Source organism: Arthrobacter sp. StoSoilB5 (assembly GCF_019977235.1).
Lineage (GTDB): Bacteria > Actinomycetota > Actinomycetes > Actinomycetales > Micrococcaceae > Arthrobacter.
Window position 1 is genome coordinate 3,977,635 of record NZ_AP024646.1, and the last position, 26,160, is coordinate 4,003,794.

General features: G+C 62.0%; 21 protein-coding genes and 1 tRNA gene. 8 read left to right on the plus strand and 14 right to left on the minus strand.

Going from position 1 to position 26,160, the window contains the following annotated elements:
- Positions 1-34: 34 nt before the first annotated feature.
- Both LDN75_RS18015 and rpoB read right to left on the minus strand, forming a co-directional pair.
- Positions 35-3,934, minus strand: a complete 3,900-nt coding sequence (locus LDN75_RS18015; RefSeq protein ID WP_223933987.1) for a DNA-directed RNA polymerase subunit beta' — start codon at positions 3,932-3,934, stop codon at positions 35-37.
- A gap of 104 nt (positions 3,935-4,038) precedes the next feature.
- Complete coding sequence (rpoB, locus tag LDN75_RS18020; protein WP_223933989.1) at positions 4,039-7,545, minus strand: DNA-directed RNA polymerase subunit beta; 3,507 nt, start codon at positions 7,543-7,545, stop codon at positions 4,039-4,041.
- A gap of 438 nt (positions 7,546-7,983) precedes the next feature.
- Between rpoB and LDN75_RS18025 the strand changes: the two genes are divergently transcribed.
- Positions 7,984-9,183 carry an acetyl-CoA C-acetyltransferase gene (locus tag LDN75_RS18025; RefSeq protein WP_223933991.1) on the plus strand — a complete coding sequence of 400 codons (1,200 nt, stop codon included), beginning with the start codon at positions 7,984-7,986 and terminating at the stop codon, positions 9,181-9,183.
- A 30-nt stretch (positions 9,184-9,213) separates the two neighbouring features.
- Positions 9,214-9,681 carry a YbaK/EbsC family protein gene (locus LDN75_RS18030; protein WP_223933993.1) on the plus strand — a complete coding sequence of 156 codons (468 nt, stop codon included), beginning with the start codon at positions 9,214-9,216 and terminating at the stop codon, positions 9,679-9,681.
- A gap of 113 nt (positions 9,682-9,794) precedes the next feature.
- On the opposite strand, the gene rplL is transcribed toward LDN75_RS18030, so the two are convergent.
- The 9 genes from rplL to LDN75_RS18075 all read right to left on the minus strand — a co-directional run bounded on the left by rplL (position 9,795) and on the right by LDN75_RS18075 (position 16,343).
- Positions 9,795-10,172: a 50S ribosomal protein L7/L12 gene (rplL, locus tag LDN75_RS18035; protein ID WP_223933995.1), complete on the minus strand. Its 378-nt coding sequence runs from the start codon at positions 10,170-10,172 to the stop codon at positions 9,795-9,797.
- A gap of 76 nt (positions 10,173-10,248) precedes the next feature.
- Positions 10,249-10,839 (minus strand): 50S ribosomal protein L10, encoded by a 591-nt coding sequence (rplJ, locus tag LDN75_RS18040; RefSeq protein ID WP_223933997.1) that lies wholly within the window; start codon positions 10,837-10,839, stop codon positions 10,249-10,251.
- Between the two features lie 326 nt (positions 10,840-11,165).
- Entirely contained in the window at positions 11,166-12,320 is a 1,155-nt protein-coding gene (locus LDN75_RS18045) for a GNAT family N-acetyltransferase (protein WP_223933999.1), read from the minus strand.
- Positions 12,317-13,429, minus strand: a complete 1,113-nt coding sequence (locus LDN75_RS18050; RefSeq protein WP_223934001.1) for a GNAT family N-acetyltransferase — start codon at positions 13,427-13,429, stop codon at positions 12,317-12,319. Before LDN75_RS18050 ends, LDN75_RS18045 begins: the two co-directional genes overlap by 4 nt.
- A gap of 120 nt (positions 13,430-13,549) precedes the next feature.
- Positions 13,550-14,257, minus strand: a complete 708-nt coding sequence (rplA, locus tag LDN75_RS18055; RefSeq protein ID WP_216925076.1) for a 50S ribosomal protein L1 — start codon at positions 14,255-14,257, stop codon at positions 13,550-13,552.
- A 133-nt stretch (positions 14,258-14,390) separates the two neighbouring features.
- Complete coding sequence (gene rplK / locus LDN75_RS18060; RefSeq protein ID WP_166183617.1) at positions 14,391-14,822, minus strand: 50S ribosomal protein L11; 432 nt, start codon at positions 14,820-14,822, stop codon at positions 14,391-14,393.
- Between the two features lie 131 nt (positions 14,823-14,953).
- Positions 14,954-15,793: a transcription termination/antitermination protein NusG gene (gene nusG, locus LDN75_RS18065; RefSeq protein ID WP_223934003.1), complete on the minus strand. Its 840-nt coding sequence runs from the start codon at positions 15,791-15,793 to the stop codon at positions 14,954-14,956.
- Positions 15,794-15,907: 114 nt separating this feature from the next.
- The gene (gene secE, locus LDN75_RS18070) at positions 15,908-16,189 is read right to left on the minus strand and encodes a preprotein translocase subunit SecE (protein ID WP_223934005.1); all 282 of its coding nucleotides are present in this window, start codon (positions 16,187-16,189) and stop codon (positions 15,908-15,910) included.
- Between the two features lie 81 nt (positions 16,190-16,270).
- Positions 16,271-16,343 (minus strand) — tRNA-Trp (locus tag LDN75_RS18075).
- Positions 16,344-16,599: 256 nt separating this feature from the next.
- On the opposite strand from LDN75_RS18075, the gene LDN75_RS18080 reads away from it, so the two are divergent.
- Entirely contained in the window at positions 16,600-17,829 is a 1,230-nt protein-coding gene (locus LDN75_RS18080) for a pyridoxal phosphate-dependent aminotransferase (RefSeq protein ID WP_223934007.1), read from the plus strand.
- A 108-nt stretch (positions 17,830-17,937) separates the two neighbouring features.
- On the opposite strand, the gene LDN75_RS18085 is transcribed toward LDN75_RS18080, so the two are convergent.
- Both LDN75_RS18085 and LDN75_RS18090 read right to left on the minus strand, forming a co-directional pair.
- Positions 17,938-18,612, minus strand: coding sequence for a response regulator transcription factor (locus LDN75_RS18085; RefSeq protein WP_223934009.1), 675 nt, complete (start codon positions 18,610-18,612; stop codon positions 17,938-17,940).
- Positions 18,609-20,153 (minus strand): ATP-binding protein, encoded by a 1,545-nt coding sequence (locus LDN75_RS18090; RefSeq protein ID WP_223934011.1) that lies wholly within the window; start codon positions 20,151-20,153, stop codon positions 18,609-18,611. Before LDN75_RS18090 ends, LDN75_RS18085 begins: the two co-directional genes overlap by 4 nt.
- A 125-nt stretch (positions 20,154-20,278) precedes the next feature.
- Here LDN75_RS18090 and LDN75_RS18095 point away from each other — a divergent pair, with 125 nt between their 5' ends.
- The 5 genes from LDN75_RS18095 (at position 20,279) to LDN75_RS18115 (ending at position 24,482) form a co-directional block, all read left to right on the plus strand.
- The gene (locus LDN75_RS18095; protein WP_223934013.1) at positions 20,279-21,784 is read left to right on the plus strand and encodes a PspC domain-containing protein; all 1,506 of its coding nucleotides are present in this window, start codon (positions 20,279-20,281) and stop codon (positions 21,782-21,784) included.
- Position 21,785: 1 nt separating this feature from the next.
- On the plus strand, positions 21,786-22,211 hold the full coding sequence (locus tag LDN75_RS18100) for a hypothetical protein (RefSeq protein WP_223934015.1): 426 nt from the start codon (positions 21,786-21,788) through the stop codon (positions 22,209-22,211).
- A gap of 31 nt (positions 22,212-22,242) precedes the next feature.
- Positions 22,243-22,491, plus strand: a complete 249-nt coding sequence (locus LDN75_RS18105; protein ID WP_223934017.1) for a PspC domain-containing protein — start codon at positions 22,243-22,245, stop codon at positions 22,489-22,491.
- Between the two features lie 206 nt (positions 22,492-22,697).
- Positions 22,698-23,723 carry an ATP-dependent 6-phosphofructokinase gene (locus tag LDN75_RS18110; RefSeq protein ID WP_223934019.1) on the plus strand — a complete coding sequence of 342 codons (1,026 nt, stop codon included), beginning with the start codon at positions 22,698-22,700 and terminating at the stop codon, positions 23,721-23,723.
- A gap of 9 nt (positions 23,724-23,732) precedes the next feature.
- Positions 23,733-24,482 (plus strand): GNAT family N-acetyltransferase, encoded by a 750-nt coding sequence (locus LDN75_RS18115; protein WP_223934021.1) that lies wholly within the window; start codon positions 23,733-23,735, stop codon positions 24,480-24,482.
- A 104-nt stretch (positions 24,483-24,586) separates the two neighbouring features.
- Here LDN75_RS18115 and LDN75_RS18120 read toward each other — a convergent pair whose 3' ends face one another.
- Positions 24,587-26,101, minus strand: coding sequence for a DHA2 family efflux MFS transporter permease subunit (locus LDN75_RS18120; protein ID WP_223934023.1), 1,515 nt, complete (start codon positions 26,099-26,101; stop codon positions 24,587-24,589).
- Positions 26,102-26,160 lie beyond the last annotated feature (59 nt).

Here is a 26,160-nt window from a genome sequence, read left to right on the forward strand (position 1 = left end):
GGGCCAGTCCGTCAACTATTGACTACTGCTGGTTTCAGCGGAAGTCGTTGCCGAGATCGTAGTCGTCCAGCGGGATGGCGTGGAACTCGGGAGCACCGTCGCCGCCCAGGGCGTCATAAGAGAAATCGGTGAAAGCGCTGGGGCCCGTGAACAGGCTTGCCTTTGCTTCCTCAGTCGGCTCAACCGTGACCTCCGTGTAACGGGGCAGACCCGTACCGGCCGGGATGAGCTTACCGATGATGACGTTCTCCTTGAGGCCGAGCAGGGGATCGCTCTTGCCTTCCATGGCCGCCTGCGTCAGGACGCGGGTGGTTTCCTGGAAGGAAGCGGCCGACAGCCAGGACTCGGTTGCCAGGGACGCCTTGGTGATACCCATGAGTTCCGGGCGGCCCGAGGCCGGGGCCTTGCCCTCAGACACCACGCGGCGGTTCTCGTCTTCGAAGCGGGAGCGCTCTGCAAGCTCACCAGGGAGCAGGTCGGAGTCGCCGGATTCGATGACGGTCACGCGGCGCAGCATCTGGCGGACGATAACCTCGACGTGCTTGTCGTGGATACCAATACCCTGGCTGCGGTAAACGCCCTGGACCTCGTCCACAAGGAACTTCTGTGCGGCACGGGGACCCATGATGCGCAGAACCTGCTTCGGGTCCACCGGACCGTTGATCAGCTTCTGGCCGACGCTGACGTGCTCGCCATCCTCGATGAGGAGACGTGAACGGCGCAGCACCGGGTAGGCAATCTCTTCGGAACCATCGTCCGGAGTGATGACCAGGCGCATCTGGCGCTCGGACTCTTCGATGGTGATGCGGCCGGCTGCTTCAGCAATCGGTGCGACACCCTTCGGAGTACGGGCTTCGAAGAGCTCCTGGATACGGGGCAGACCCTGGGTGATGTCGTCGCCACCACCGGCAGAAACAGCACCACCGGTGTGGAACGTACGCATGGTCAGCTGGGTGCCGGGCTCACCGATGGACTGTGCGGCGATGATGCCCACGGCCTCGCCGATGTCAACGGTCTTGCCGGTGGCCAGCGAACGGCCATAGCAGAGCGCACAAGTGCCGACCTTGGACTCACAGGTGAGTACGGAACGGACCTTGACCTCAGTGATACCAGCAGCCAGCAACTGGTCGATGACGACGTCGCCGCAGTCGGTTCCGCCGGCAGCCAGGACGTTGCCCTGGGCGTCGACGACGTCGACAGCCAGCGTACGTGCGTAGGCGCTGTTCTCGACGTTCTCGTCCAGGACGAGCTCACCGTTGGAATCCGGCACGGCGATCGGGGTGACCAGGCCGCGCTCGGTACCACAGTCCTCTTCGCGGACGATGACGTCCTGCGAAACGTCCACCAGACGACGGGTCAGGTAACCCGAGTTGGCGGTACGAAGAGCGGTATCGGCCAGACCCTTACGGGCACCGTGCGTGGCGATGAAGTATTCCAACACCGACAGGCCCTCGCGGTAGGAGGACTTGATCGGGCGAGGGATGATCTCACCCTTCGGGTTGGCCACAAGACCACGGATACCCGCGATCTGGCGGACCTGCATCCAGTTACCACGTGCACCGGAGGACACCATGCGGTTGATGGTGTTCATCGGGGACAGGCTGTCGCGCATCGCCTGGGCGATCTCGTTGGTGGCCTTGTTCCAGATCTCGATCAGTTCCTGGCGACGCTCGTCGTCGTCGATCAGGCCCTTGTCGTACTGGCCCTGGATCTTGGCAGCCATGTTCTCGTAACCAGCCAGGATGGCGGGCTTGGACGTAGGCACCTCGATGTCGGAGATAGCCACCGTGACACCCGAACGGGTTGCCCAGTAGAAACCGGCATCCTTCAGGTTGTCCAGCGTGGCAGCCGTGACAACCTTCGGGTAGCGCTCGGCGAGGTCGTTGACGATCCGGGACAGCTCGCCCTTGTCGGCAACAGCCTCAACCCACGGGTAATCCTCGGGCAGCGTCTGGTTGAAGATGACCTGGCCCAAGGAGGTCTGGACGAGGGCCGGCTGGCCCGGCTCCCAACCTTCCGGAGCTTCCCAACCGGCATAAGGCACGAAGTTGTCCAGACGGATCTTGACCTGGGAATTCAGGTGCAGATCACGGGCGTCGTACGCCATGATGGCTTCCGAAACCGAGGAGAAGATACGGCCTTCGCCGGCAGAGCCGACGCGCTTGGTGGTCAGGTGGTACAGGCCGATGATCATATCCTGCGAAGGCAGGGTGACCGGGCGGCCATCGGACGGCTTCAGGATGTTGTTCGAGGACAGCATCAGGATGCGGGCTTCGGCCTGGGCTTCCGGGCTCAGCGGCAGGTGCACTGCCATCTGGTCGCCGTCGAAGTCAGCGTTGAAGGCGCCACAAACCAGCGGGTGAAGCTGGATTGCCTTGCCTTCCACAAGCTGCGGTTCGAAGGCCTGGATGCCGAGGCGGTGAAGGGTAGGTGCACGGTTGAGCAGCACCGGGTGTTCGGTGATGATCTCTTCCAGCACGTCCCAAACCTGCGGACGGTAGCGCTCGACCATGCGCTTTGCCGACTTGATGTTCTGGGCGTGGTTGAGGTCAACCAGGCGCTTCATCACGAACGGCTTGAAGAGCTCCAGGGCCATCTGCTTGGGCAGACCACACTGGTGCAGCTTCAGCTGCGGGCCAACGACGATGACCGAACGGCCGGAGTAGTCGACGCGCTTGCCGAGCAGGTTCTGGCGGAAACGACCCTGCTTGCCCTTGAGCATGTCGCTCAGGGACTTCAGCGGACGGTTGCCCGGACCCGTGACGGGGCGGCCACGTCGGCCGTTGTCGAAGAGGCTGTCAACAGCTTCCTGAAGCATGCGCTTCTCGTTGTTGACGATGATCTCCGGTGCACCGAGGTCAAGCAGTCGCTTGAGTCGGTTGTTGCGGTTGATCACACGGCGGTAGAGGTCGTTGAGGTCGGAGGTCGCGAAGCGGCCACCATCCAGCTGGACCATCGGGCGCAGTTCCGGCGGGATCACCGGGACGGCGTCCAGAACCATGCCGAGCGGGCTGTTGTTGGTGGTCAGGAATGCGTTGACAACCTTCAGGCGCTTCAGGGCACGCGTCTTGCGCTGGCCCTTGCCGTTCTGGATGGTGTCGCGCAGTGATTCGGCCTCAGCCTGCATGTCAAAGGTCTCAAGACGCTTCTTGATGGCCTCGGCACCCATGGAACCTTCGAAGTACATGCCGTAACGGTCACGCAGTTCGCGGTAAAGGCCCTCATCACCCTCGAGGTCAGCGACCTTGAGGTTCTTGAAGCGGTCCCAGACCTGCTCAAGGCGCTCGATATCGGCGTCGGCACGCTTGCGGACGTTCGCCATCTGGCGGTCTGCGGAGTCGCGGGCCTTCTTCTTGTCGGCAGCCTTGGCACCTTCACCTTCAAGGCGGGCAAGCTCGTCTTCAAGGTCGCGGGCGATCGTGGCGATGTCGCTGTCGCGGTTGTCCACGAGCTGCTTCTTCTCGAGGTCGTGCTCGACCTGGAGGTTCGGCAGTTCAGCGTGGCGGTTTTCCGTGTCAACGCTGGTGATCATGTAGGCAGCGAAGTAGATGACCTTCTCAAGGTCCTTCGGAGCCAGGTCCAACAGGTAGCCCAAGCGCGAGGGAACGCCCTTGAAGTACCAGATGTGGGTTACAGGCGCAGCCAGTTCGATGTGGCCCATGCGCTCACGGCGCACCTTGGCGCGGGTGACTTCAACGCCACAACGCTCACAGATGATGCCCTTGAAGCGGACGCGCTTGTACTTGCCGCAGTAGCATTCCCAGTCGCGGGAAGGACCGAAGATCTTCTCGCAGAAAAGACCGTCCTTCTCAGGCTTGAGGGTGCGGTAGTTGATGGTTTCCGGCTTCTTGACCTCACCGTAAGACCAGCCACGGATGTCTTCCGCGGTGGCGAGGCCGATCTGCATGAGGCCGAAGGAGGATTCGCTGGACATATGGTCCCTGTTCTCTCTTGTTCTCTAAATTCTGAAGTCTTGGTTACGGGAAGAGGGAGCTGTCCCGGTGGGCAGTTAGGTACTGCTGCCCACCGGAACGGCTACTAGACCTCTTCTACGGAACTGGGCTCTGCACGAGACAGATCGATGCCCAGTTCTTCCGCAGCCGTGAAGACTGCGTCATCAGAGTCACGCATTTCGATCGTGGTTCCATCGGTGGAAAGAACTTCCACGTTCAGGCACAACGACTGCATTTCCTTGATCAAGACCTTGAAGGACTCGGGAACGCCAGGCTCAGGGATGTTCTCGCCCTTGACGATGGCTTCGTAGACCTTCACGCGACCATGGATGTCATCCGACTTGATCGTGAGGAGTTCCTGAAGCGTGTAAGCGGCACCGTAAGCTTCGAGCGCCCACACTTCCATTTCACCGAAGCGCTGGCCACCGAACTGTGCCTTACCACCCAGCGGCTGCTGCGTGATCATGGAGTACGGGCCGGTGGAACGCGCGTGGATCTTGTCGTCCACCAGGTGGTGGAGCTTCAGGATGTACATGTAACCGACGGAGATCGGGTCCGGGAACGGCTCGCCGGAGCGGCCATCGAACAGACGGGTCTTGCCGGAGGAGTCGATCAGGCGGTCGCCGTCGCGGGTCACGTTGGTGGAGTCAAGCAGGCCCGTGATTTCTTCTTCGCGGGCGCCATCGAACACCGGTGTGGCAACGGTGGTCTGGCCGGTTTCACGGGGCAGGTTCGGCAGGTTCTTGACCCACTCCGGCTCGCCTTCGATCTTCCAACCGGTCTTGGCAACCCAACCGAGGTGGGTCTCCAGGACCTGGCCAACATTCATTCGACCCGGAACACCAAGCGGGTTCAGGACGATATCAACCGGGGTACCGTCTGCAAGGAAGGGCATGTCCTCGATCGGGAGGATCTTGGAGATAACACCCTTGTTGCCGTGACGGCCGGCGAGCTTGTCGCCGTCGGTGATCTTGCGCTTGGCAGCCACGTAGACGCGGACCAGCTGGTTCACGCCCGGGGGCAGTTCGTCGTCGTTGTCGCGGTCGAAGACGCGGACGCCGATGACCGTACCGGACTCGCCGTGGGGCACCTTCAGGGAGGTGTCGCGGACTTCGCGGGACTTCTCACCGAAGATCGCGCGGAGAAGGCGCTCTTCCGGGGTCAGCTCGGTTTCACCCTTAGGGGTGACCTTTCCGACCAGGATGTCGCCGGCTTCAACCTCGGCACCGATGTGGATGATGCCGCGCTCGTCCAGGCCTGCCAGGACTTCCTCGGACACGTTGGGGATGTCACGGGTGATTTCCTCGGCACCAAGCTTGGTGTCGCGGGCATCGATCTCGTGCTCCTCGATGTGGATGGAGGAAAGAACGTCCTCAGCAACAATGCGCTGGGACAGGATGATGGCGTCCTCGAAGTTGTGGCCTTCCCAGGACATGAATGCCACGAGGAGGTTCTTACCGAGGGCCAGTTCACCCTGGTCCGTTGCGGGACCGTCGGCAATGATGCCACCGACTTCCAGGCGCTGGCCTTCGTTGACCAGAACGCGGTGGTTGTAGCAGTTGCCCTGGTTGGAACGGGCGAACTTGTTGATGCGGTAGTTGGTCTCGGTGCCGTCGTCGTTGATCATGACAACCAGTTCGGCGGAAACCTCGGTGACCACACCCGCCTTCTTCGCGATGACAACGTCACCGGCGTCGACAGCTGCTGCGCGCTCCATGCCGGTGCCCACGAAAGGAGCCTCGGAACGGACCAGCGGCACGGCCTGGCGCTGCATGTTGGCACCCATGAGTGCACGGTTGGCATCGTCATGCTCAAGGAACGGGATCAGGGCAGTTGCCACGGACACCATCTGGCGCGGGGAAACGTCCATGAACTGAACTTCGGCAGCGGGAACCAGGACCGGCTCGCCTCCACCACCACGGGCACGGACAAGGACGGTTTCTTCCGAGAACTTCTTGTCAGCGTCCAGCGGAGCGTTGGCCTGTGCGATCAGGACCTCAGCTTCGTCGTCGGCAGTGAGGTACTGGACCTCGTCCGAGACCACACCGTTGGAAACGAGGCGGTAAGGCGTCTCGATGAAACCGAACGGGTTGATGCGGCCGTAGGAAGCCAGCGAACCGATCAGACCAATGTTCGGGCCTTCAGGCGTTTCGATGGGGCACATACGTCCGTAGTGGGACGGGTGGACGTCTCGAACTTCCATGCCTGCGCGGTCGCGGGAAAGACCACCCGGGCCAAGGGCCGACAGGCGGCGCTTGTGGGTAAGGCCCGAAAGCGGGTTGTTCTGGTCCATGAACTGCGAGAGCTGGGACGTTCCGAAGAACTCCTTGATCGCAGCCACAACTGGACGGATGTTGATCAGTGTCTGCGGCGTGATGGCCTCGACGTCCTGCGTGGTCATGCGTTCGCGAACGACACGCTCCATGCGGGAAAGGCCGGTGCGGACCTGGTTCTCGATCAGTTCACCAACGGCGCGGATGCGACGGTTGCCGAAGTGGTCGATGTCGTCGATCTCGACGCGGAGCTCGTGGTCTTCGCCATCGCGCTTGCCCATGAGTGTCTTCTCGCCGGCGTGCAGCGCAACGAGGAACTTGATCATGGCCACGATGTCTTCAACGTGCAGGACCGAAGCTTCCTTGTCACCAAGGGAGCGGTCGATGCCGAGCTTGCGGTTGATCTTGTAACGGCCAACCTTGGCGAGGTCATAGCGCTTGGCGTTGAAGTACAGGTTGTCCAGCAGGGACTGGGCAGCCTCGACTGTGGGCGGCTCGCCCGGACGCAGCTTGCGGTAGATGTCCAGAAGCGCGTCTTCGCGGGTTTCGGTGGCGTCCTTCTCCAGCGTTGCACGCATGGAGTCGTACTGGCCGAACTCTTCCAGGATCTGGCCTTCGGTCCAACCGAGGGCCTTCAGCAGAACGGTGACCGACTGCTTGCGCTTGCGGTCGAGGCGAACGCCGACCTGGTCGCGCTTGTCGATTTCGAGTTCGAACCATGCACCGCGGGACGGGATGATCTTCGCAGTGAAGATGTCCTTGTCACTGGTCTTGTCTGCGGTGCGCTCGAAGTAGGCGCCCGGAGAGCGGACCAGCTGGGAGACAACGACACGCTCGGTGCCGTTGACGACGAACGTTCCCTTTTCAGTCATCAGCGGGAAGTCGCCCATGAACACGGTCTGCTGCTTGATTTCGCCCGTGTTGTTGTTCATGAACTCGGCCTTGACATACAGCGGTGCCGAGTAGGTGGCGTCACGGTCTTTGCATTCGGCCATGGTGTACTTCGGATCAGCGAACTCCGGCTCGGAGAAGCTCAGGGACATAGTGCCCTGGAAGTCCTCGATGGGGGAGATCTCTTCGAAGATGTCGGCAAGTCCGGAGGTGGTGGCGACGCTGAGGTCGCCCTCCTCGACAGCCTTCGCTACCCGCGCCTGCCAGCGTTCGTTTCCGACCAGCCAGTCAAAGCTGTCTGTCTGCAGGGCGAGAAGATTCGGAACATCAAGGGGTTCGTGAATCTTTGCGAATGAGAGGCGGCGAGTGGCACCATCGGTGCTTGCCGTGTTAGCGGTTTCGTTATTAGAGGTGCTCGAGGCGACCAAGAGGGATCCTTCCACAGACCTTCAGGCGTTTTCAGATCTCCCCCGTTTGCATGATGCAGAGTGCTCCGCAGCATACTTATTCCGGTTCCGCTATATGACCCGGACCCAGTCTGCAAAAGGCAGTGCACGTTGTGAACGGCACGTCAATGTTGCAGCTGAGAGGTAAAGCCCACCGCTATATGAAGGCTGAAGGTTAACAGGGAAGACGCAAATATCTACGATACGGCAAAGTAGCCTTCCTGTCTACCCCAGATCGTCCGTGAATGCAAGCACTGTTGCTGTAGGCACCTATGCAGAGCCAATGGACCGGCGAGGGGACCAGATCCGATGTGGAATCCCCGCCGTGGAATCCAGCGATGCGTACGAGCGTTGGAATGAATAGGCTGCGCACGCCGCGCGGTAGCCTTGGGTACACCACCACGGATCGGAAGAGAGACCATGAACAACTCCGCTGACGACAATGACGTTGTCATCCTTGCTGCTTCCCGTACCCCACAGGGTCGGCTCAATGGGCAGCTGGCCGGGTTCACCGCCGTCGACCTTGGCGCCCATGCCATTGCAGCAGCCCTGGCTGCCAGCGGCGTGAAAGCCGAACAGGTGGACGCCGTCATCATGGGACAGGTGCTGCAAGCAGGCGCTGGCCAGAACCCTGCCCGGCAAAGTGCCATCGCGGCAGGTGTTGGATGGAACATCCCTGCCGTCACCATCAACAAGGTTTGCCTCTCCGGCCTGACTGCCGTAATCGACGCCGCCCGGATGATCCGCAGCGGCGACGCCACCGTGGTTGTGGCCGGCGGCCAGGAATCCATGACCCGTGCCCCACACCTCCTCCCCGGCTCGCGCCAGGGTTGGACGTACGGCGCAATCCAGGCGTTGGACGTTGCTGCGCATGATGGACTCACGGATGCGTTCGATGGCCAATCCATGGGCTTGTCCACGGAAACCAAGAACGTGACCCTTGGCATTGACCGCCGTGCGCAGGACGAGGTTGCTGCCGCTTCCCATCAGCGCGCCGCTGCCGCTATTGCCGAGGGAATTTTCGACGTCGAAATCGCTCCGGTGAGCGTGAAGCAGCGCAAGGGCGAGCCGGTAATCCTCACCTCTGACGAGGGCGTCCGGCCGAACACGACCTTGGAAACCCTTGCCCCCTTGAAGGCCGCCTTCGCCACCGACGGCACCATTACCGCGGGCAACTCCTCTCCCCTGTCCGACGGCGCCTCCGCACTTGTGCTGACCAGTCGCCGCTTTGCCAGGGACAACGGCCTGGAATACCTGGCCGTGGTGGGCAAGGCCGGCCAAGTCGCAGGCCCGGACAACTCGCTCCACTCCCAGCCGTCAAACGCCATTTCGCAAGCATTGAAGCGGGCCGGATGGACTGCCGAAGACCTGGACTTCATCGAGATCAACGAGGCCTTCGGCTCCGTTGCCGTGCAATCACTCAAGGACCTGAGGTACCCGCTGGAGAAGTGCAACATCCACGGCGGCGCGATCGCGCTCGGCCACCCCATCGGCGCCTCCGGAGCCCGGTTGGCCCTGCATGCGGCCCACGAACTCAGGCGCAGGGGAACCGGCAAGGCCGCAGTGTCCCTTTGCGGCGGCGGCGGCCAGGGTGAAGCCCTCCTGCTGTACCGCGACTGACGGGTGTGACCTGGCATGGATGATCCGGAGATGAACGGGGCCGAACGGTTCCTGTCCGACGCCGCGGCGCGCGGACTGGCCGTGGACGTCGTCGAGCGTCCTGCTGCCCGCAGCCTCGAAGAAGCAGCAGGCATCCTGGGCATCAGCCCGGCGGACATCGTGAAGTCGCTGGTGGTCAAACACCGCGGCGGAAGCTTCCTGTTCGCGCTCATTCCCGGGGACCGCCAGATCTCCTGGCCGAAGTTGCGTGCTTTGGTGGGCGTCAACAAGCTCTCGCTCCCCCACGCCGACGTTGCTTTGGCCGCGACGGGCTACGAGCGCGGAACCATCACTCCTCTGGGAAGCACCACGCCTTGGCCGGTGTACGCGGACTCCACGATCACGGGCCGCCGTATTTCCATGGGCGCCGGGGCACATGGCCGGAGTGCGTTCGTGGACGCCGATCAGCTCACGGCAGCGCTCGGGGCCGTAGTGGCGGACATCAGCGAACCCAACTGAATAGCAGCTGAGCGCGTTTTGAAGGCTCAAAACGCGCTCAGCTGCTACCTACCTGGGTTAACGCAGGAAGCCCCGCCCGGCGAACCGGACGGGGCTTCCACAAGCAAGACGAGTTACTTGAGGGTAACCGTTGCGCCAGCTTCTTCGAGCTGAGCCTTTGCCTTCTCTGCAGCTTCCTTGGTGGCGCCTTCGAGAACAGCCTTCGGTGCGCTGTCAACCAGGTCCTTGGCTTCCTTGAGGCCGAGGGAGGTGATGGCGCGAACTTCCTTGATCACTGCGATCTTCTTGTCGCCAGCAGCTTCGAGGATGACGTCGAAGTCAGTCTTCTCTTCAGCAGCTTCAGCAGCACCGCCAGCGGCGGGGCCAGCAACTGCAACAGCAGCAGCCGTAACTTCGAAGGTCTCTTCGAAGAGCTTGACGAACTCGGAGAGCTCGATGATGGTCAGTTCCTTGAAAGCTTCAATGAGCTCTTCGTTGCTGAGCTTCGCCATGGTGGCGTCCTTCCATTAGTTGGTGCAGATCCGGGCAAAGCCGATCCATGCACCTGAGTTTGATTGGGGGGAGAACTTAGTTCTCTTCGGTTGCAGCTTCAGCGGCTTCGGCCGGAGCCGCAACCTCTTCAGCAGCAGCCTCTTCGGCCGGAGCTTCTTCAGCGGCCGGTGCAGGTGCGCCGCCCTCTTCTTCAAGCTTGAGGCGCAGAGCGTCAATGATGCGTGCAGCAGCGGAAGCAGGAGCCTTAAGGACACCAGCAACACGTGCAAGCTGCAGTTCGCGGGACTCGAGGGCTGCCAGTGCGGCAACACCCTGTGCATCCAATGCCTTGCCTTCGAAGTAACCGGTCTTGATAACCAGCTGCTTGTTGGCCTTGGCAAAGTCCGTCAGGCTCTTGGCAGCAGCAACAGCGTCACCCTTGATAAAGGCGATTGCAGTGGGGCCTGCAAGCTGGTCGTTGAATGCTTCAACTCCGGCTTCCTTGGCCGCAATGGCACTCAGGGTGTTCTTGACGACCGAGAACTTGGTGTCCTGGCCGAGTGCAACACGCAGTTCCTTGAGCTGTGCAACAGTGAGCCCGCGGTATTCGGTCAGGACAGCCGCGTTCGATTCCTTGAAATCGTTGGTGATCTCTGCAACTGCGGAGACCTTGCTAGGCGTTGTCATAACCCTCCTTCCGGGGAATAAAGCCGGTCTTCCGGGTCCCCGCTCACGAGAGCTAAAACTAAAAACGCCCCGCGCAGATGCACGGGGCTTGGCTCAACACAGTTTGCACTGTGGAGACTTGCTTCGTTCACCTGCGCCGGCCGCCCTATGTTCAGGGTCCTTCGTCAAGGAATGCACTTTGTTCTCAGGGGCGTCGCTACAGAATTGAGCTGCGCTCGAAAGAGTGGATTCCCATCAACCGACGGTCTTTGGTACTTCAAGGTTACGGGAGAGTGATCTGCAAACCAAATCGACGCCGCTGCACAGCGGGTGGGCCGCCAGGCTGGCTACTCCGAGGACGTGGCCTTCGACCCCCGGTCCGGAAGCTCCTTTTGCCAGAGTCCGGTGACTCCCGCCGTCGTAAATCCCAATTGCCTGTTCACCGTCAGAAGGTATCGGTTCTCCGGTGCGTTCCACGTGTAAATTACGCGGGCATCCGGAAATTGCTCGCTGAGCCTTTCCATATTGGCCACTTTGATCAGCAAGCCCAGCTTGTTGCCCCTGTGTTCCTGAAGGACCAAAGTATCGTCCTGGAAAACGACGTCCTGACGGTGGGCGAGGACGCTGATGGTGGTCAATCCGGCCAGCCGGCCGCTCTCAATATGCTCGACGGCGGTAACCACCGTCCGCCGTCCCTGCGCCAACGCGGCGTCTTCAGTTTCGCGCAACACCGCGGCGTCGAAGACCATACCGGTAACCTCGACGGCGGAGTCTTCTTCCTCGCCATCCTCACCATGGACAACTTCACCGGCAGCGTTCTCCAGCTCCGCTACAGCCTCCAACCACGCCTCGGGGCATCGATCAGTCCAGTGGTGCAGCCTATAGCGGCCAGCGTTCGCTTCCTCGGCCTCGGCCTGAAGGTCCGCAACCAGTTTGGAGTCCAGCGGCAATACGCAGGAACTGAATTGCTCGATGTGCTGGAGGGTGTAGCCAGCCCGCTGGGCGAAATCCACTTCCCTGCTGCTGACAGGAACGAAGCCGGGACCACTTCCGGGAATCAACTGGTCTTCGGGTATCTCGGTCAGCGACGTAGCCGGGTGGTTCGTGTCCACCAAAACCATGGTCCGGCCCTCTGCCCGCGCCAGCTGCTCCGCGGCTTCCAGAAGCTGGCGGCCGACGCCTTGTCGCTGGTATTCCGGCAGGATATCCAGGGTGAACTCCGCGAGATCCATGTTGTCGGCGAGGGGCAGGGCAATATCCACCGTTCCTACGATGACCCCGTCAACCTTGGCAACCAGGATGATCTGGCGTTCATAGGGGTCCGAGAACTCAAGCATCTTCTCCAGGGGGGTGTACGCCAGGTCATCACTCCCCCACGTCTGCATCCGGACCCGCCGCGCTACTTCCACAGCGTCCAGGAAATCCCTTGCTTTGGGGCTGTCCAAATTGTCCGGCACCCAAAGCTGCTCGACTTGAACGGTCTTCGCCTCGTCTACAGTCATCCCAGCCGTTTCTGCCATTCGCCTTCAAAACCGGAAGGCTTGAATCCAAGGGCGATATTAATGGCCAGCATATGCCGGTTTTCATTGGCGTTCCACGTCATGACGCACGTGGCGTCCGGCCAGAGCGTTTCTGCCCGCCGTAGATTGGCGATTTTGACCAGCATGCCAAGGCCGTGTCCCCGGTGACCGGGAGCCACAAGCGTGTCCTCCTGGTTGACCACAGCCGGCAGTGCCTCCCTGTGGGTCAAGACCGTGTAGGCAGCCAACTCCCGGCTCGAGTGATGCTGCGCAGCAGCCACCACGGAATCAACGCCGCTTGCCCGCCACGTCGATTCCTCCCGCCGAACCCGGGCCGCATCCCACTCTTCGCCCTCCCACCCCAGTCCGGCAAGGGGGACTTCCGTGCTCATGAGGCTCTTGAGCCTGGCAAAACCGTCCACCAGTTCCTCCGGGCATTCGTCATTCCACCCGATGACGTCGTACTCCGTTGCCCGACGCATTGCCTCGACTTCGAGTTCAACCAGATGGCCATGGTCTACCGGCAGGCCCAATGTACTGCTGGTTTCGACCTGTTCCAAGGAATAGCCATGGCGCAACGCAAAGCGGGTCGACGCCGCATTCAGCGGCACCCCACCTGTGCCCGACTTTGCCGCCAGCAGCGCTTCGCCCGCAAGGACCGGGCCGATTGGCTCGCCGCAGTATCCGTCAAGGGAAGTGCGGTTCCGCTCCACTGCCGCTTTCTCGAGAACTTCAAGGATCCTCGTCCCGATGCCGCGCCGCCGGAAAGCTGCGTCCACGACGACGTCCACACCCGCCGTCGTCGTGTTCTCGCTCAACGGCAGGGTCAGCGAACCGGTGCCCACCACAACGCCATCCAAACGGGCCAGGAAGACCTGCCGCTCCTCGTATTCGTTGCCCTGCCAGAACATGAGCGATTCGGCCAGCGTGGCCGAATGGTCCAGGTTCCCCCACAAGCCAAGCTCGTGGGCTATGCGTAACGCATGAAAGGCCTTGAAGTCCGGCGACGCCGTGGCCTCCGCACCCTGCGGAACCGGACACCGCTCGATGGTAAGCCCGCCGTTGGCGGAAAAGTTCGACGACGACGCCACGCCCCACAGCCTACGGCTGCCGCAGGTGGCAAACAAGTCGCTACCAGCCGGGACGCATGCACGAAAAGGGACCGCCCGGCGATGCCGGACGGTCCCTTTCAGAGGTAATACTCCCGGAGCTTACGCCTCGGTGAGAACCTTGGTGACGTTCGGGTCAACAGTGATGCCCGGACCGAACGTGGTGGCAACAGTTGCCTTCTGGATGTAGCGGCCCTTGGAAGCGGACGGCTTCAAGCGAAGCACCTCTTCCAGTGCAGCTGCGTAGTTCTCGGCCAGCTTCTGGGCGTCGAAGGACACCTTGCCGATGATGAAGTGCAGGTTCGAGTGCTTGTCGACGCGGAAGTCGATCTTGCCGCCCTTGATGTCGTTGACAGCCTTGGTGACATCCGGGGTAACCGTACCGGTCTTCGGGTTCGGCATGAGGTTACGCGGGCCCAGGACCTTACCGAGGCGGCCAACCTTGCCCATGAGGTCAGGGGTTGCCACGGCGGCGTCGAAGTCGGTCCAGCCGGCTGCGATCTTTTCGATCAGGTCGTCGGAACCAACGAAGTCGGCGCCGGCAGCGATTGCTGCTTCAGCCTTGTCGCCCGTTGCGAAAACCAGGACGCGGGCGGTCTTACCGGTGCCGTGAGGCAGGTTGACGGTGCCACGGACCATCTGGTCAGCCTTACGCGGGTCAACGCCCAGGCGGAAAGCGACCTCAACGGTTGCGTCGAACTTGGAAGGGTTGGTGTCCTTCGCGAGGGTGATGGCCTCGAACGGGGCGTAGACCTTGTCTGCCTCGATCTTGGCTACGGCTGCCTCATATGCTTTGCTGCGCTTTGCCATGCTGCTTATTTCTCCTTGTGCAGTTGTGGTCTGCGGACCGCGCTGGGCCCTGCCACAAGTCGCGGATCCGGCAAGGATCCTGCGACATTTTAATGTTTCAGATGCCGGTTGCCCGGCGGGTGGAAGGCTGTATTTAGCCTTCGACCGTGATGCCCATGGAACGGGCGGTGCCTGCGATGATCTTGGCAGCTGCCGCGATGTCGTTGGCGTTGAGGTCTTCCATCTTGGTGGAAGCGATCTCTTCGACCTGGGCCTGGGTCAGCTTGGCAACCTTGACGGTGTGCGGGGTAGCCGAACCCTTGGCAACGCCTGCAGCCTTCTTGATGAGCTCTGCAGCCGGCGGGGTCTTGGTGATGAAGGTGAAGGAACGGTCTTCGTAGACCGTGATTTCAACCGGGATAACGTTTCCGCGCTGGGATTCCGTTGCAGCGTTGTACGCCTTGCAGAATTCCATGATGTTGACACCGTGCTGGCCAAGCGCAGGACCGATCGGCGGAGCCGGGTTAGCGGCACCTGCCTGGATCTGCAGCTTGATGAGGCCGGTGACCTTCTTCTTGGGAGCCAATGTAGGGTCCTTCTCTCAATAGCTTCCTGGGACACAGGAGCGCGTCCCAGGTTGGTGGCCGCCATGGCAAGGCGACCGGCCGCTTCCCACACCGCAAAGCAGGCGGAACGGGAGCGAAATCTTGGAATCAGCTAGATCTTGGTGACCTGGTTGAATGCGAGCGTAACCGGGGTTTCGCGCTCGAAGATCGAGACCAGGACCACGAGGGTCTGGGACTCGGGCTTGATCTCGGAGATCGTTGCCGGAAGGGTCTCGAACGGACCTTCCTTGACGATGACGGACTCGCCGACCTCGAAGTCGACGGCCACGGGAGCCTGGTTCTGCTTGTTGACCGGCTTGCCCTTCTCAGCCTGCTCTTCTTCGAAGACGGGGGCGAGCATGGAGAAGACTTCGTCAAGGCGCAGTGGGACCGGGTTGTGGGCGTTGCCCACGAAGCCAGTGACGCCGGGGGTGTGGCGAACGGCGCCCCAGGAGGCGTCGGTCAGGTCCATGCGGACCAGGACGTAGCCGGGGATGCGGACGCGGTTGATCACCTTGCGCTGCGCGTTCTTGATCTCGACGACTTCTTCCATCGGGACCTGGATTTCGAAGATGTAGTCTTCCATGTCCAGCGTCTGGATGCGGGTCTCAAGGTTGGCCTTCACGCGGTTTTCGTAACCGGCGTAGGAGTGAATGACGTACCAGTCACCCTCCTGGCGGCGCAACTTGGCCTTGAATTCCTCAGCCGGATCGGCGGGCGCTGCAGCAGCAGCCGCTTCCAGCGAGACGTCCGCAGCATCGTCGTCGGACTCGTCGTCAGACTCAGCGTCTACGTCGGACTCGAAATCCTCTTCGGAATCGTCGACGTCGGCAGATTCGGGCGCAGCAGAGTCAGCCTCCGACTCTTCCGCAGCCTCAGCCGCGGCGTCGTCCGTGCTTTCAGCGGGCCCATCCAGCTCAGCCTCGTTTACCTCAAGCTCCTGCTCAGACACTTGGTCTCCTGCTTCCTCATTGCCTAACATGCCTATTTAAATGGCTCAATTCCGCAAACCCCACAAAATTCCTGAAGTACCAAGGAATTTCACGCAGTTTGCGGACAGATCCGCTTAGCGGTCCGTAGCGCCTGACCCACCGAAGACCCAGCTGACTCCCGTACCGAAGGCAATGTCCAGCAGGGTGACGATGAGCATCATGATGGCTACGAACACCAGCACCACGAGCGTGTAATTGATCAGTTCCTTGCGGGTCGGCGCGACGACCTTCTTCAGTTCGCCGATAACCTGGCGGACGAAGAGTGCAATTCGGGCAAAGAAGCCAGCATCGGCTTTCTTGGCAGGACGGCCCTTTGAGCTGCTAGCAGCCGTTTCGGTCACCTGGTCCTCACTCACCTTGCAAAGTCGTTTGACCCGACTCTGATCAGAGCCATGGTTGCTGCGCTTGCCCCGGCGTTTCCGCCGGAACAGCTTGCGCAGGGCAGACAGGACTCGAACCTGCAACCTGCGGTTTTGGAGACCGCTGCGCTACCAATTGCGCCACTACCCTATGGATCGAATCCATGTTTCAGGCCGCACTTCAGCCTGTGGTGCTTTTCAACACCGGTGAACCAGTCTACGCAAGAACTTCGCGATAGTCGAACCGGACTAATTCCGGGGCTTCAGGCCGCTGATGAATCAATGTGAGCAGCATTATCAGTCACATTGTCCAGCAGGCGCCCGGGAGCTCCGCAGAACAGCATAAGGTAGTTTACGTCGAATCCCATCATCCAGCCCACGAGCTGCCTGCGAAGAACGGTACATAGATGTCTGCCGGAACACCTGCCGCCCGCATTTCACAACGAATCTCCGCTATTGCCGAGTCCGCCACCCTTGCCGTTGACGCCAAGGCCAAGGCACTGAAGGCCGCGGGGCGCCCCGTGATTGGTTTCGGTGCCGGAGAACCTGATTTCCCGACCCCCGATTACATCGTCAAAGCTGCCATCGAAGCCGCTGGGCAGCCGAAGTACCACCGCTACTCCCCTGCTGCCGGCCTTCCCGAGCTGAAGAAGGCCATCGCCGAGAAGACCTTCCGGGACTCCGGCTACAAGGTAGACCCGTCCCAGGTCCTAGTAACCAATGGCGGCAAGCAGGCCGTCTACAACACCTTCGCTACGCTGGTGGATCCGGGCGACGAAGTCATCATCCCTACTCCGTTCTGGACTACTTATCCGGAAGCCATCCGCTTGGCCGGTGGCGTTCCCGTGGAGGTCTTCGCCGGACCTGAACAGGGCTACCTGGTGACCATCGAGCAACTTGAAGCCGCTGTTACGGACAAGACCAAGATCCTGCTTTTCGTCTCCCCGTCCAACCCCACCGGCGCCGTATACAGCCCGGAGCAGGTTGCGGAGATCGGCAAGTGGGCCGCTTCCAAGGGCCTGTGGGTGGTCACGGATGAAATCTACGAGCACCTGACCTATGACGGCGTTGAGTTCACATCCATCGCCACGGCCGCCCCGGAGCTGGGCGACAAAGTTGTCATCCTCAACGGTGTGGCCAAGACCTATGCCATGACCGGATGGCGCGTCGGCTGGATGATCGGCCCGGCCGACGTCATCAAGGCCGCCACCAACCTGCAGTCGCACGCGACCTCCAACGTCTCCAACATCATGCAGGTCGCCGCTGCGGCTGCCCTCACAGGCCCGCTGACCGCCGTCGACGAGATGAAGGTTGCCTTCGACCGCCGCCGGAAGGCGATCGTTGCCGGCCTGAACGCGATCGAAGGCGTGGAATGCCCGACGCCGACAGGCGCCTTCTACGTCTACGCGGACGTCCGTGGACTGCTGGGTAAGGAATTCGAGACCTCCAACGGTCCGGTCCGCCCCACGACATCCGCAGAACTCGCCACGTTGATCCTGGACGAGGTTGAGGTAGCTGTCGTTCCCGGCGAGGCATTCGGCCCGTCCGGCTACGTTCGCCTGTCCTACGCACTCGGTGACGAAGACCTGGCAGAAGGCGTCCGCCGGATCCAGGAATTCCTGGGCAAGGCAAAATAAACGGCAATGCAAAACGCTCCCTCACCTCGTTAGGTGAGGGAGCGTTTCCCTCTAAGCCGCGATATGTGAGAGAGCGTTGAGGAAAACGGCCTTGGAAGTGATAGCGGATCAGAGGAGGCGGCGCTCGGCGGCCCACTTGGTGAGTTCGTGGCGGCTGGACAGCTGCAGTTTGCGGAGGACGGCAGACACATGGGTTTCCACTGTCTTGATGGAAATGAACAACTCCTTGGCCACTTCCTTGTAGCTGTACCCGCGCGCGATGAGCCGCATCACTTCCAGTTCACGGGCCGAGAGGCGGTCCAGTTCGTCGTCCGCGATGTCAGCCGGTGCCGTCCCGAAGGCGTCCAGCACGAAGCCGGCGAGGCGCGGCGAGAAGACGGCGTCACCATCGGCCACGCGGATCACGGCATCGGAAATCTCGGCACCGGAAATCGTCTTGGTGACATAGCCACGCGCACCCGCCCGGATCACTGCCACCACGTCCTCAGCTGCGTCTGAAACGCTCAGGGCCAGGAAGCTGGTGGTGCCCAACAGCGTGGAAGACCCAGCGATGACCTCGCGGCCCCCACCGCCAAGGCCACCGGGAAGGTGGACATCCAGGAGGACAACCTCAGGGCGGGTCTCGGCGATGACGGAGATAGCCTGCTCCACGGTGCCTGCCTCGCCCACGACGTCCATGCGGTGGTCGAGATCAGCTTTTAGTCCGGAACGGAAGATCGTATGGTCATCGACGATCACCACTCGTACCCTGCGCGGCTCGCTGCTTTGGGTGGTGTTGTTCATGGCCCGGGTTCTCCATTCCGTACGTCGCCGCTGCGGACGTCACTAGCGCGCACGTCTCCGCCATCAGCACTTATCGCGGGCAGGGCCAGGCGGACTTCGGTCCCGTCACTGCTGCTGCTGATGGTTGCCGTGCCTCCATGCCGTTTCATGCGGCCGATGATTGATTCCTTGACGCCCAGCCTGTCATGGGGGACGGTATCGGGGTCGAAACCGGGACCGCGATCCTTGATGAAGACCTCGGTGCCGCCTCCGGCGCTCTCCATGTAGACGGAGACGGTTCCGCCGCCGTGGCGGGCAGCGTTGAGCATCGCTTCCCTGGCCGCCTGGACCAGGGCCTCGTGCCTGTCCGTCATGTCGGCGTCGCCTACGGTAACCACCTCTACGGCATGGCCCAGGGCATCCTCGACTTCGGCGGCTACGGCCTTGATTCGCTCAGCCAGCAATCCGGCATCCTTGGCAGGGTCAGTGAAGAGCCAGGATCGCAATTCACGTTCCTGGGCCCTCGCCAGCCGAACAACGTCCTGCTCCGAGCCTGCCCTGCGCTGGATCAGTGCAAGGGTCTGCAACACCGAATCGTGCAGGTGGGCTGCGATCTCTGCGCGCTCCGTTTCCCTGACACGCCCTGCACGTTCGGTTTCGAGGTCCTTCCAGAATTTCAGCCCCCAGGGCAGAAGGACCAACGCAACGCCGCCCAGGACAGCAACGGATGCCAGGAGCGCCAGCCACGTCTGTTCCCAGGATCCCGATCCTGACACCATCACCAGGACACCGGCCACCACCAACGCAAGGCCAGCGGCCAGCCGCACCCATCCACCGGCCTGGTCAGCCTTGGTTTTGTCCACCAACCCCGCCCTGCGGGTCTCGTCTAGTTGCATCCACGCGATCGCAGCCCCGCCCAGGATGGCCGCAGCCGGAATCAACGTTCCCAAGGGGACATCGACCCCGAACTGGCGCGCGATCAAAATCACAGCGACCAGGAGCAGGCCGGCACCGAGCAGGATCTCCTTGCCGTACTGGATACGCCGGAAGCTGAAGCGGGAAGTCGGTAGCGCGGCGCTACCTGCTGCGGGCCATTCGCCTGCAGCAGCAGCTGGGCTGCCGGCCCCCGTGTTACCCGCCGGTGGGATACCGGCCCCTGGAGTGCTGGCCGCTGTCATGCCAGCCCCTATGCTGCCGGCCCCTGTGCTATCGGCTGACAGCGGGTTTCCACCCACCGCAGGAGCGCCGCCCCCCAAAGCCATGGGTCCGGCGTCGGGCGCCTTAAGAACAGCGTTCGGGGGCGGCACAAGGCTGACCGCGGGAGCAATGGGCGACGCCGGGCGGCGTGCATTGCGCCGCGCGCTCTCATCAGCGGTGGGAACCATGGTCCACAGCCAGGCATAGAAGGCCAGTCCTGCTCCCCCGGCGAAGCAGGCAAGGACCATGCCCAGCCGCACATACTTCACTGGCCAGCCCAAATGGTCGGCCAGTCCACTGCACACGCCGGCGATCATGCGGTCGCTGCTGCGGACCAGCGGCGGGCGTTGTACAGCGGTTGTCATGTACCAATCCAAACACGGATCAGGGTTGCCCGGACCTGAAACCAGCCTTCTTGGGGGGTCCCTCAGGGATCATTCAGGGTATCCCCCAGTAGAGGGCAAGGGATCCCGGACGGCAGGATCGAAGTATGAACGCGAACAGCATGAACCCAGAGGGATCGGGAACGCCTGGCAACGCCGGCACGCCTGATTCCAGCGCCAACGCTGGTGCCTCCGCCGGCGCCCCCGGGGAACCTTCCCCTCGCTCTTATCCTTCTTCCGATGCCGGTCCCGATGTACTCCCTACTGCACCCCAGCAGAACTTCTTCGACTGGATCCGCAGCCAGGGCATCCGCCGCGGGCCGGACCGCTGGATTGGTGGCGTCTCCAGCGGAGTGGCCCACCGGTTCGGCATCGACCCCCTCATTGTTCGGGGCATCTTCATCGTCCTGGCACTCTTCGCAGGCATTGGCGTCCTCCTCTACGGCCTGGCGTGGGCCTTGCTGCCTGAACCTGACGGCCGCATCCACGTTCAGGAAGCAGCGGCAGGGCGTTGGTCGGGCGGCATGACCGGTGCGTTGATCACCACGATTATCGGCTTGCCCGGCCTGGGCCGCGGATTCTGGGGTTGGGGCTGGAACGGCCTTCCCGGCCTGTTGTGGACGCTCTTCTGGATGGGCGCCGTCATCTACCTCATCTACTTCCTGGTGCAACGAAACAAAGGCCCCAAGATCGCCCAACCCATGAACCAGCAGAACTTTGCTTCCACCTCCTACGGAACGGCTACGGCTTACGGAGCCCCCACAGCTGGCGGAACCCCCGCCGCTACCGCGACCAACACTGTTCCCGGGACCAATAGCGGCGTGCCGGTGTACGGCCCAGGCCAGCCAGGCACCAAGCCTGTGGCTGGTTCCTATGGGCCATCAGGCACGCGGCCGCCCTACGGCCCCACTCCGCCCCAGGGCGGCCAGCCATTTAGCGGCCAGCCTCACAACGGTGAACCCAAGCCTCCCCGCGCCAGACGCAAGGGTCCCGGGCCAGCGATAGTAGCGGTCACTGCGGGTGTGGCACTGCTGGCCGGGGGCACACTGAAAGCGTTGGACACCGGCAACATCATCGATCTCGGCAACGCAGCCAACGCCGTGGTGTGGGCTACGGGCGCAGCCGTACTGGGCTTGGGCATCCTCATCGCAGGATTGCGGGGACGGACCGCCGGTTTCCTCGGCTTCCTGGCAGTAGTGGCTTTGATCATCGGTGGAATCTTCAACGTTGTCCCAAGGAATGGCGATCGCTTCGCGTTCCATGACGTGAACTGGGCACCCGTAAGCATCGAGCAGGCGCGGCAAGGCGTCGACGTCACCGGCGGCCAGGGCACAGTGAATCTGGGCGACCTGGACCTGACGCCTCCGCTGATCACCGAGATCGTGGTCCCCGTGGACGCCACCTTCAGCAACGTCACGGTCATCATCCCTGACGACGTCCCTGTCGAGGTCAGGGCGGATATGACATTCGGCAACCTCAACGAACACGGCACGGACCGCGGCGGTCGGCTCCAGGACGAGCGGACGGTCTATAACGCCGACAAGCCCGGGGCCAACCTCGTGGTGAAGATCGATGGCACTTTCAGCAACGTGACCGTCCGGGAAGGAAACTGACATGAGCACGAACGAGCCAAGCAACGCACGCGAAGCAGCGGCAACCGGCAGTGACGCCAAGAATCCACTGGACACCGGTCCGTTCACCAAGGAAAACAACAACAAGCCAACCGAAGCCCTGCCACGGGAAGCTAGGCCGCAGGAGCCTGCTCCTACACCGAGGCTGCAGCCAATACCCCTCACGCCGCCGCTGGAACCCAGCTACCAAGGCGAACGGAACATCGGCGACGACGAACCACAGAACGCGCGGATCGGCACCGTTGTTTGGGGCTTGATTGTGATTGCCCTGTCCGCCTTGTTGATCATCTCCACCCTTGGTTGGGTGGTCCTGGACGGAACGTATGTGCTGATCGGCCTCATGATCGGTGCGGGCGCGGCCCTGGTCATCGGAGGGCTGCTCGCCGCCCGCAAGGGTGCCGGCACGTGACAAAGCAACCACAACAAGGAAGTCTGTAGCCATGGACAAGTTCTTCAGCATCGTCAGGGGCTTCGGCCTGAAGCGTGGACCCCAGCGCTGGTTGGGTGGCGTCTGCGGTGGTATCGCAGCGAAGCTCAACGTGGACGTGGCATATGTCCGGGTAGCTTTCCTGCTTTTCTGCCTGTTGCCCGGGCCAGCCTTGGTGTTCTATATCCTCGCCTGGCTTATCCTGCCGGATCAGAGCAACAAGATAGCGCTGGAATCGTTCATCAGCCAGCGTTCCCGGTAGTCCCATACCGATTGGCGACTTCGACGCCAGCGACACAAAGCGCCCCGCAGCAGCGGGGCGCTTTCGTTGTTTTCGGAGATATTTCCAATACCGCACGCCGGGTTCGAAGGTAACCATTTGTGTCCCACCCCACATCCACGTCTACAATCGTTGGGAGCTCAGCGTGGCGCTCTACACGTATTCCTCCAAGCCATGAGTGAGCAAACATGAAAATTGGCATTCTTACCAGCGGTGGCGACTGCCCCGGACTCAACGCAGTAATCCGGGGAGCCGTCCTCAAGGGGATCGCAATCCACGGCCAGGAGTTCGTGGGTTTCAAGGACGGCTGGCGCGGCGTTGTGGAAGGTGATGTCATCGACATCCCCCGCACCTTGGTCCGCGGTATCGCCAAGCAGGGCGGCACCATCCTGGGCACCTCCCGCACCAACCCGTTTGAAAACGGTGGCGGCCCGGATGTCATCAAGGCCCACATGGAACGCCTGGGCATTGACGCCATCATCGCAATTGGTGGCGAAGGCACGCTGGCGGCGGCAAAACGGCTCACCGATGCCGGTCTGAAAATTGTCGGGGTTCCCAAGACCGTGGACAACGACCTCGACGCAACGGACTACACCTTCGGCTTCGATACGGCAGTAGAAATCGCCACCGAAGCAATCGACCGCCTCCGCACCACGGGTGAGTCCCACCACCGCTGCATGATCGCCGAGGTCATGGGCCGCCACGTCGGATGGATCGCCCTGCATGCGGGAATGGCCGCTGGCGCGCACGCCATCCTTATCCCCGAACAGACCGTCAGCATCGAGCAGATCACTGAATGGGTCCAGGAAGCCCACGACCGTGGCCGCGCGCCGCTGGTAGTGGTAGCTGAGGGCTTCGTTCCGGACCACATGGAATCTCCCCACTCCGAACGCGGGCTGGACACGTTTGGCCGGCCTCGCCTGGGTGGAATCGCAGACCAGCTCGCACCGGAAATCGAAGCACGCACAGGCATCGAGACCCGCGCCACTATTCTTGGCCACATCCAGCGGGGTGGCGTACCGACTGCCTATGACCGCGTCCTGGCCACCCGTCTGGGCATGGCGGCCATCGATTCAGTGGTGGAGGGCCGTTGGGGCACCATGGTGGCCCTCAAGGGGACAGATATCTCCCACGTTGGCTTTGAAGAAGCGCTTGGCAAGCTCAAGACCGTTCCACAGCACCGCTACGACGAAGCGTCGGTGCTGTTCGGCTAGGCTGAATCCATGACTCTTGAGCCCACGTCCGCTGCCATTGTCCAGCTGGCGTGGGCTCGCCATTTGGGGTTCGAAGACCATGCTTTCGCCACCGCTGCCGCCCGGGTCACCACTTCATCGGCGGACCCCAGCGACCCCTCAAACCGCATCACCCGCGCCGATGAGTCGGCGCGGGCGGTTGTTTTCCTGCGCCTTTTTGGTGCCTCAGCGCTGGTTGGGCCCCAATGGGTCCTCGATGCAGCCGCTGAAATTCCTGACACCGAACTTGCCCAGCACGTCACGCTGCTGACCCTCACGCGGTCGCATGGTGGACATGGCCTTGGGTCCTCAGCCCTGTTTTTCGCCGACGATCTCCCGCTCAATCAACCCTCCGAAGACCTCACTGTCTCGCGAGGAAACCCGGAGGCGATCGCGTTGGAAGGGCTGTGCCCTCCGGATGACGTCAATGAAGTGGGCCTGCAAGCCCTTGAGCACCGCTTTACCATCATGCATCCCGAAGAAGAGAAACCCACTCCCGTGGCGTGCGGCGCCTACTCCGAGTGGGAGGGAATCCTGGCCAACATGGGCGTCCTGGTAGCACCCCCATGGCGTCGGAGGGGCCTGGGAACGCTGGCTGCATCGATCGCTGCCCACGAAGCCCTGGCGGCGGGACTGACGCTCCAGTGGAAGGCCGATGTCAGCAACAGCGGCGCGCTGGCAATGGCGCGTAGCTTGGGATTCGCCACTGGCGGACTCCATGCGAGCGTGCTGCTCGGCTGACAAGAACCGAACCGGCCCAGCTTTGGTCTTGGCTAGCACTAGTCCTGCCCATATGTCCGGGTCAGGACCAGCCAAAAGTGGGCTGGTCCCGGCCGTTTGCCACGCTACTTCCGGACAGTTTCCTGAGGAGCCCCCTTTGAAGCAGCACTGCCCCAGCCTTCAACGGACTTAGGCTTGGCGAAGAACAAGGCCGCCACAGCTCCGAGGAGGATCGCACAGGCGGGCAGCACGATCGACTGGCTCATCGCCGTCGAGAATCCTGCGTGCAGGGCCTCTGGCAGGACACCGTTCATGGACGCTTCATTGGCCGGAGTTCCGGCTGGCGCAGCGGGCAATCCGGCCGCAAGCCTGGCCTGAATCAGGGCGGCAATGGCCGCCGATCCAAGGACTGCGCCGATCTGGCGGGTGGTGTTGAAAACGCCAGAACCGGCCCCGGCCTGGCGTGGTTCGAGGTTTCGCGTGGTTGCGTTGGATACCGGCCCCCAAATGAAGCCGTTGGCAACACCCTGCAGGGCACTGGGAAGCAGGAACATCCAAATGGGAGTATCCGGGCGAAGAAGTGAAGCCGTCCAGAAGAGAGCTCCTGAAAGGCAAACCAGGCCGAAGGATGCGAACCAGCGCGGGTTGGCACGGTCGATCAGCTTGCCTACCAGGGGTGCCAAGCCGCCGGAGATCACTGCCATGGGAATCATGAGCAGCGCTGATTGGGTGGGGGTCAGGCCGCGCACCACTTGGTAGTAGAAGATGGTGGGCAGCGGGAACGCTGTCACTGTGAAGCCGACAACCATGATGGTGGTGTTGCCCAGGGAGAAATTACGGTCCTTGAACAAACCGAGCGGCAGCAGCGGTTCCCCGCCGCGACGGCCAAGGAGCCACTGCCAGAGGACAAAGAGAACCAGGACGAAAAGACCTGCGGTGATCAAGCCCCACACGGTAACGGCACCCGTGACCGTTCCCCACTTGTACGTTTGGCCTTCCTGGATGCCAAAGACCAAAAGAAACATCCCGACGGCGGATAGCACCACGCCCATCACATCGAACGTATGGCTGTGTGTAGTCAGCTTCGGAACGAAACGCGTAACCATGACGAAGGCGACAATGCCAATAGGGATGTTGACGAAGAAGATCCATTCCCACCCCAGGCCGTCCACCAGGACACCGCCGAGAATAGGACCCACCAGGACCGCCATGCCGGCTGTGGCTCCCCAGAGTCCCATGGCGGCGCCACGGCGGTCCGGAGGGAAGATACGCGTGATGACTGCCATGGTCTGGGGCGTCATCATGGCCGCGCCGAATCCTTGAACCGCACGCGCGGCGATCAGCAAAGTGACCTCGCCGGAGAGGCCGCACCACAGCGAAGCCAAAGTGAAGACCACCAGGCCGATCAGGTACAGGTTCTTCGGCCCGAAACGGTCACCCAGCCTGCCAGTGATGAGGAGAGGCACTGCGTAGGCCAGAAGGTAGGCGCTGGTAACCCAGATGACGGAGTTGATATCCGTGTTAAGGCCCTCCATGATCCGCGGATTCGCGACCGACACAATGGTGGTGTCGATGAGGATCATGAAAAAGCCTATGACCAGTGACCACAGCGCCGGCCAGGGCTTGGCTACGTTTTCCAAGGGATTCCTTCTGGTGTGTGCTTCAACCAGCCCGTTTTCCTCCAAACGGCCCACGACAT

Coding starts and splice junctions, on each gene's coding strand:
- LDN75_RS18030 (WP_223933993.1), top strand. CDS start 9,214: ATGAACGGGGCCGAACGGTTCCTGTCCGACGCCGCGGCGCGCGGACTG.
- LDN75_RS18105 (WP_223934017.1), top strand. CDS start 22,243: ATGGACAAGTTCTTCAGCATCGTCAGGGGCTTCGGCCTGAAGCGTGGA.
- LDN75_RS18095 (WP_223934013.1), top strand. CDS start 20,279: ATGAACGCGAACAGCATGAACCCAGAGGGATCGGGAACGCCTGGCAAC.
- LDN75_RS18090 (WP_223934011.1), bottom strand. CDS start 20,153: ATGACAACCGCTGTACAACGCCCGCCGCTGGTCCGCAGCAGCGACCGC.
- rplL (WP_223933995.1), bottom strand. CDS start 10,172: ATGGCGAAGCTCAGCAACGAAGAGCTCATTGAAGCTTTCAAGGAACTG.
- rplJ (WP_223933997.1), bottom strand. CDS start 10,839: ATGACAACGCCTAGCAAGGTCTCCGCAGTTGCAGAGATCACCAACGAT.
- LDN75_RS18085 (WP_223934009.1), bottom strand. CDS start 18,612: ATGAACAACACCACCCAAAGCAGCGAGCCGCGCAGGGTACGAGTGGTG.
- LDN75_RS18115 (WP_223934021.1), top strand. CDS start 23,733: ATGACTCTTGAGCCCACGTCCGCTGCCATTGTCCAGCTGGCGTGGGCT.
- rplA (WP_216925076.1), bottom strand. CDS start 14,257: ATGGCAAAGCGCAGCAAAGCATATGAGGCAGCCGTAGCCAAGATCGAG.
- LDN75_RS18025 (WP_223933991.1), top strand. CDS start 7,984: ATGAACAACTCCGCTGACGACAATGACGTTGTCATCCTTGCTGCTTCC.
- LDN75_RS18080 (WP_223934007.1), top strand. CDS start 16,600: ATGTCTGCCGGAACACCTGCCGCCCGCATTTCACAACGAATCTCCGCT.
- LDN75_RS18045 (WP_223933999.1), bottom strand. CDS start 12,320: ATGACTGTAGACGAGGCGAAGACCGTTCAAGTCGAGCAGCTTTGGGTG.
- LDN75_RS18110 (WP_223934019.1), top strand. CDS start 22,698: ATGAAAATTGGCATTCTTACCAGCGGTGGCGACTGCCCCGGACTCAAC.
- LDN75_RS18015 (WP_223933987.1), bottom strand. CDS start 3,934: ATGTCCAGCGAATCCTCCTTCGGCCTCATGCAGATCGGCCTCGCCACC.
- LDN75_RS18100 (WP_223934015.1), top strand. CDS start 21,786: ATGAGCACGAACGAGCCAAGCAACGCACGCGAAGCAGCGGCAACCGGC.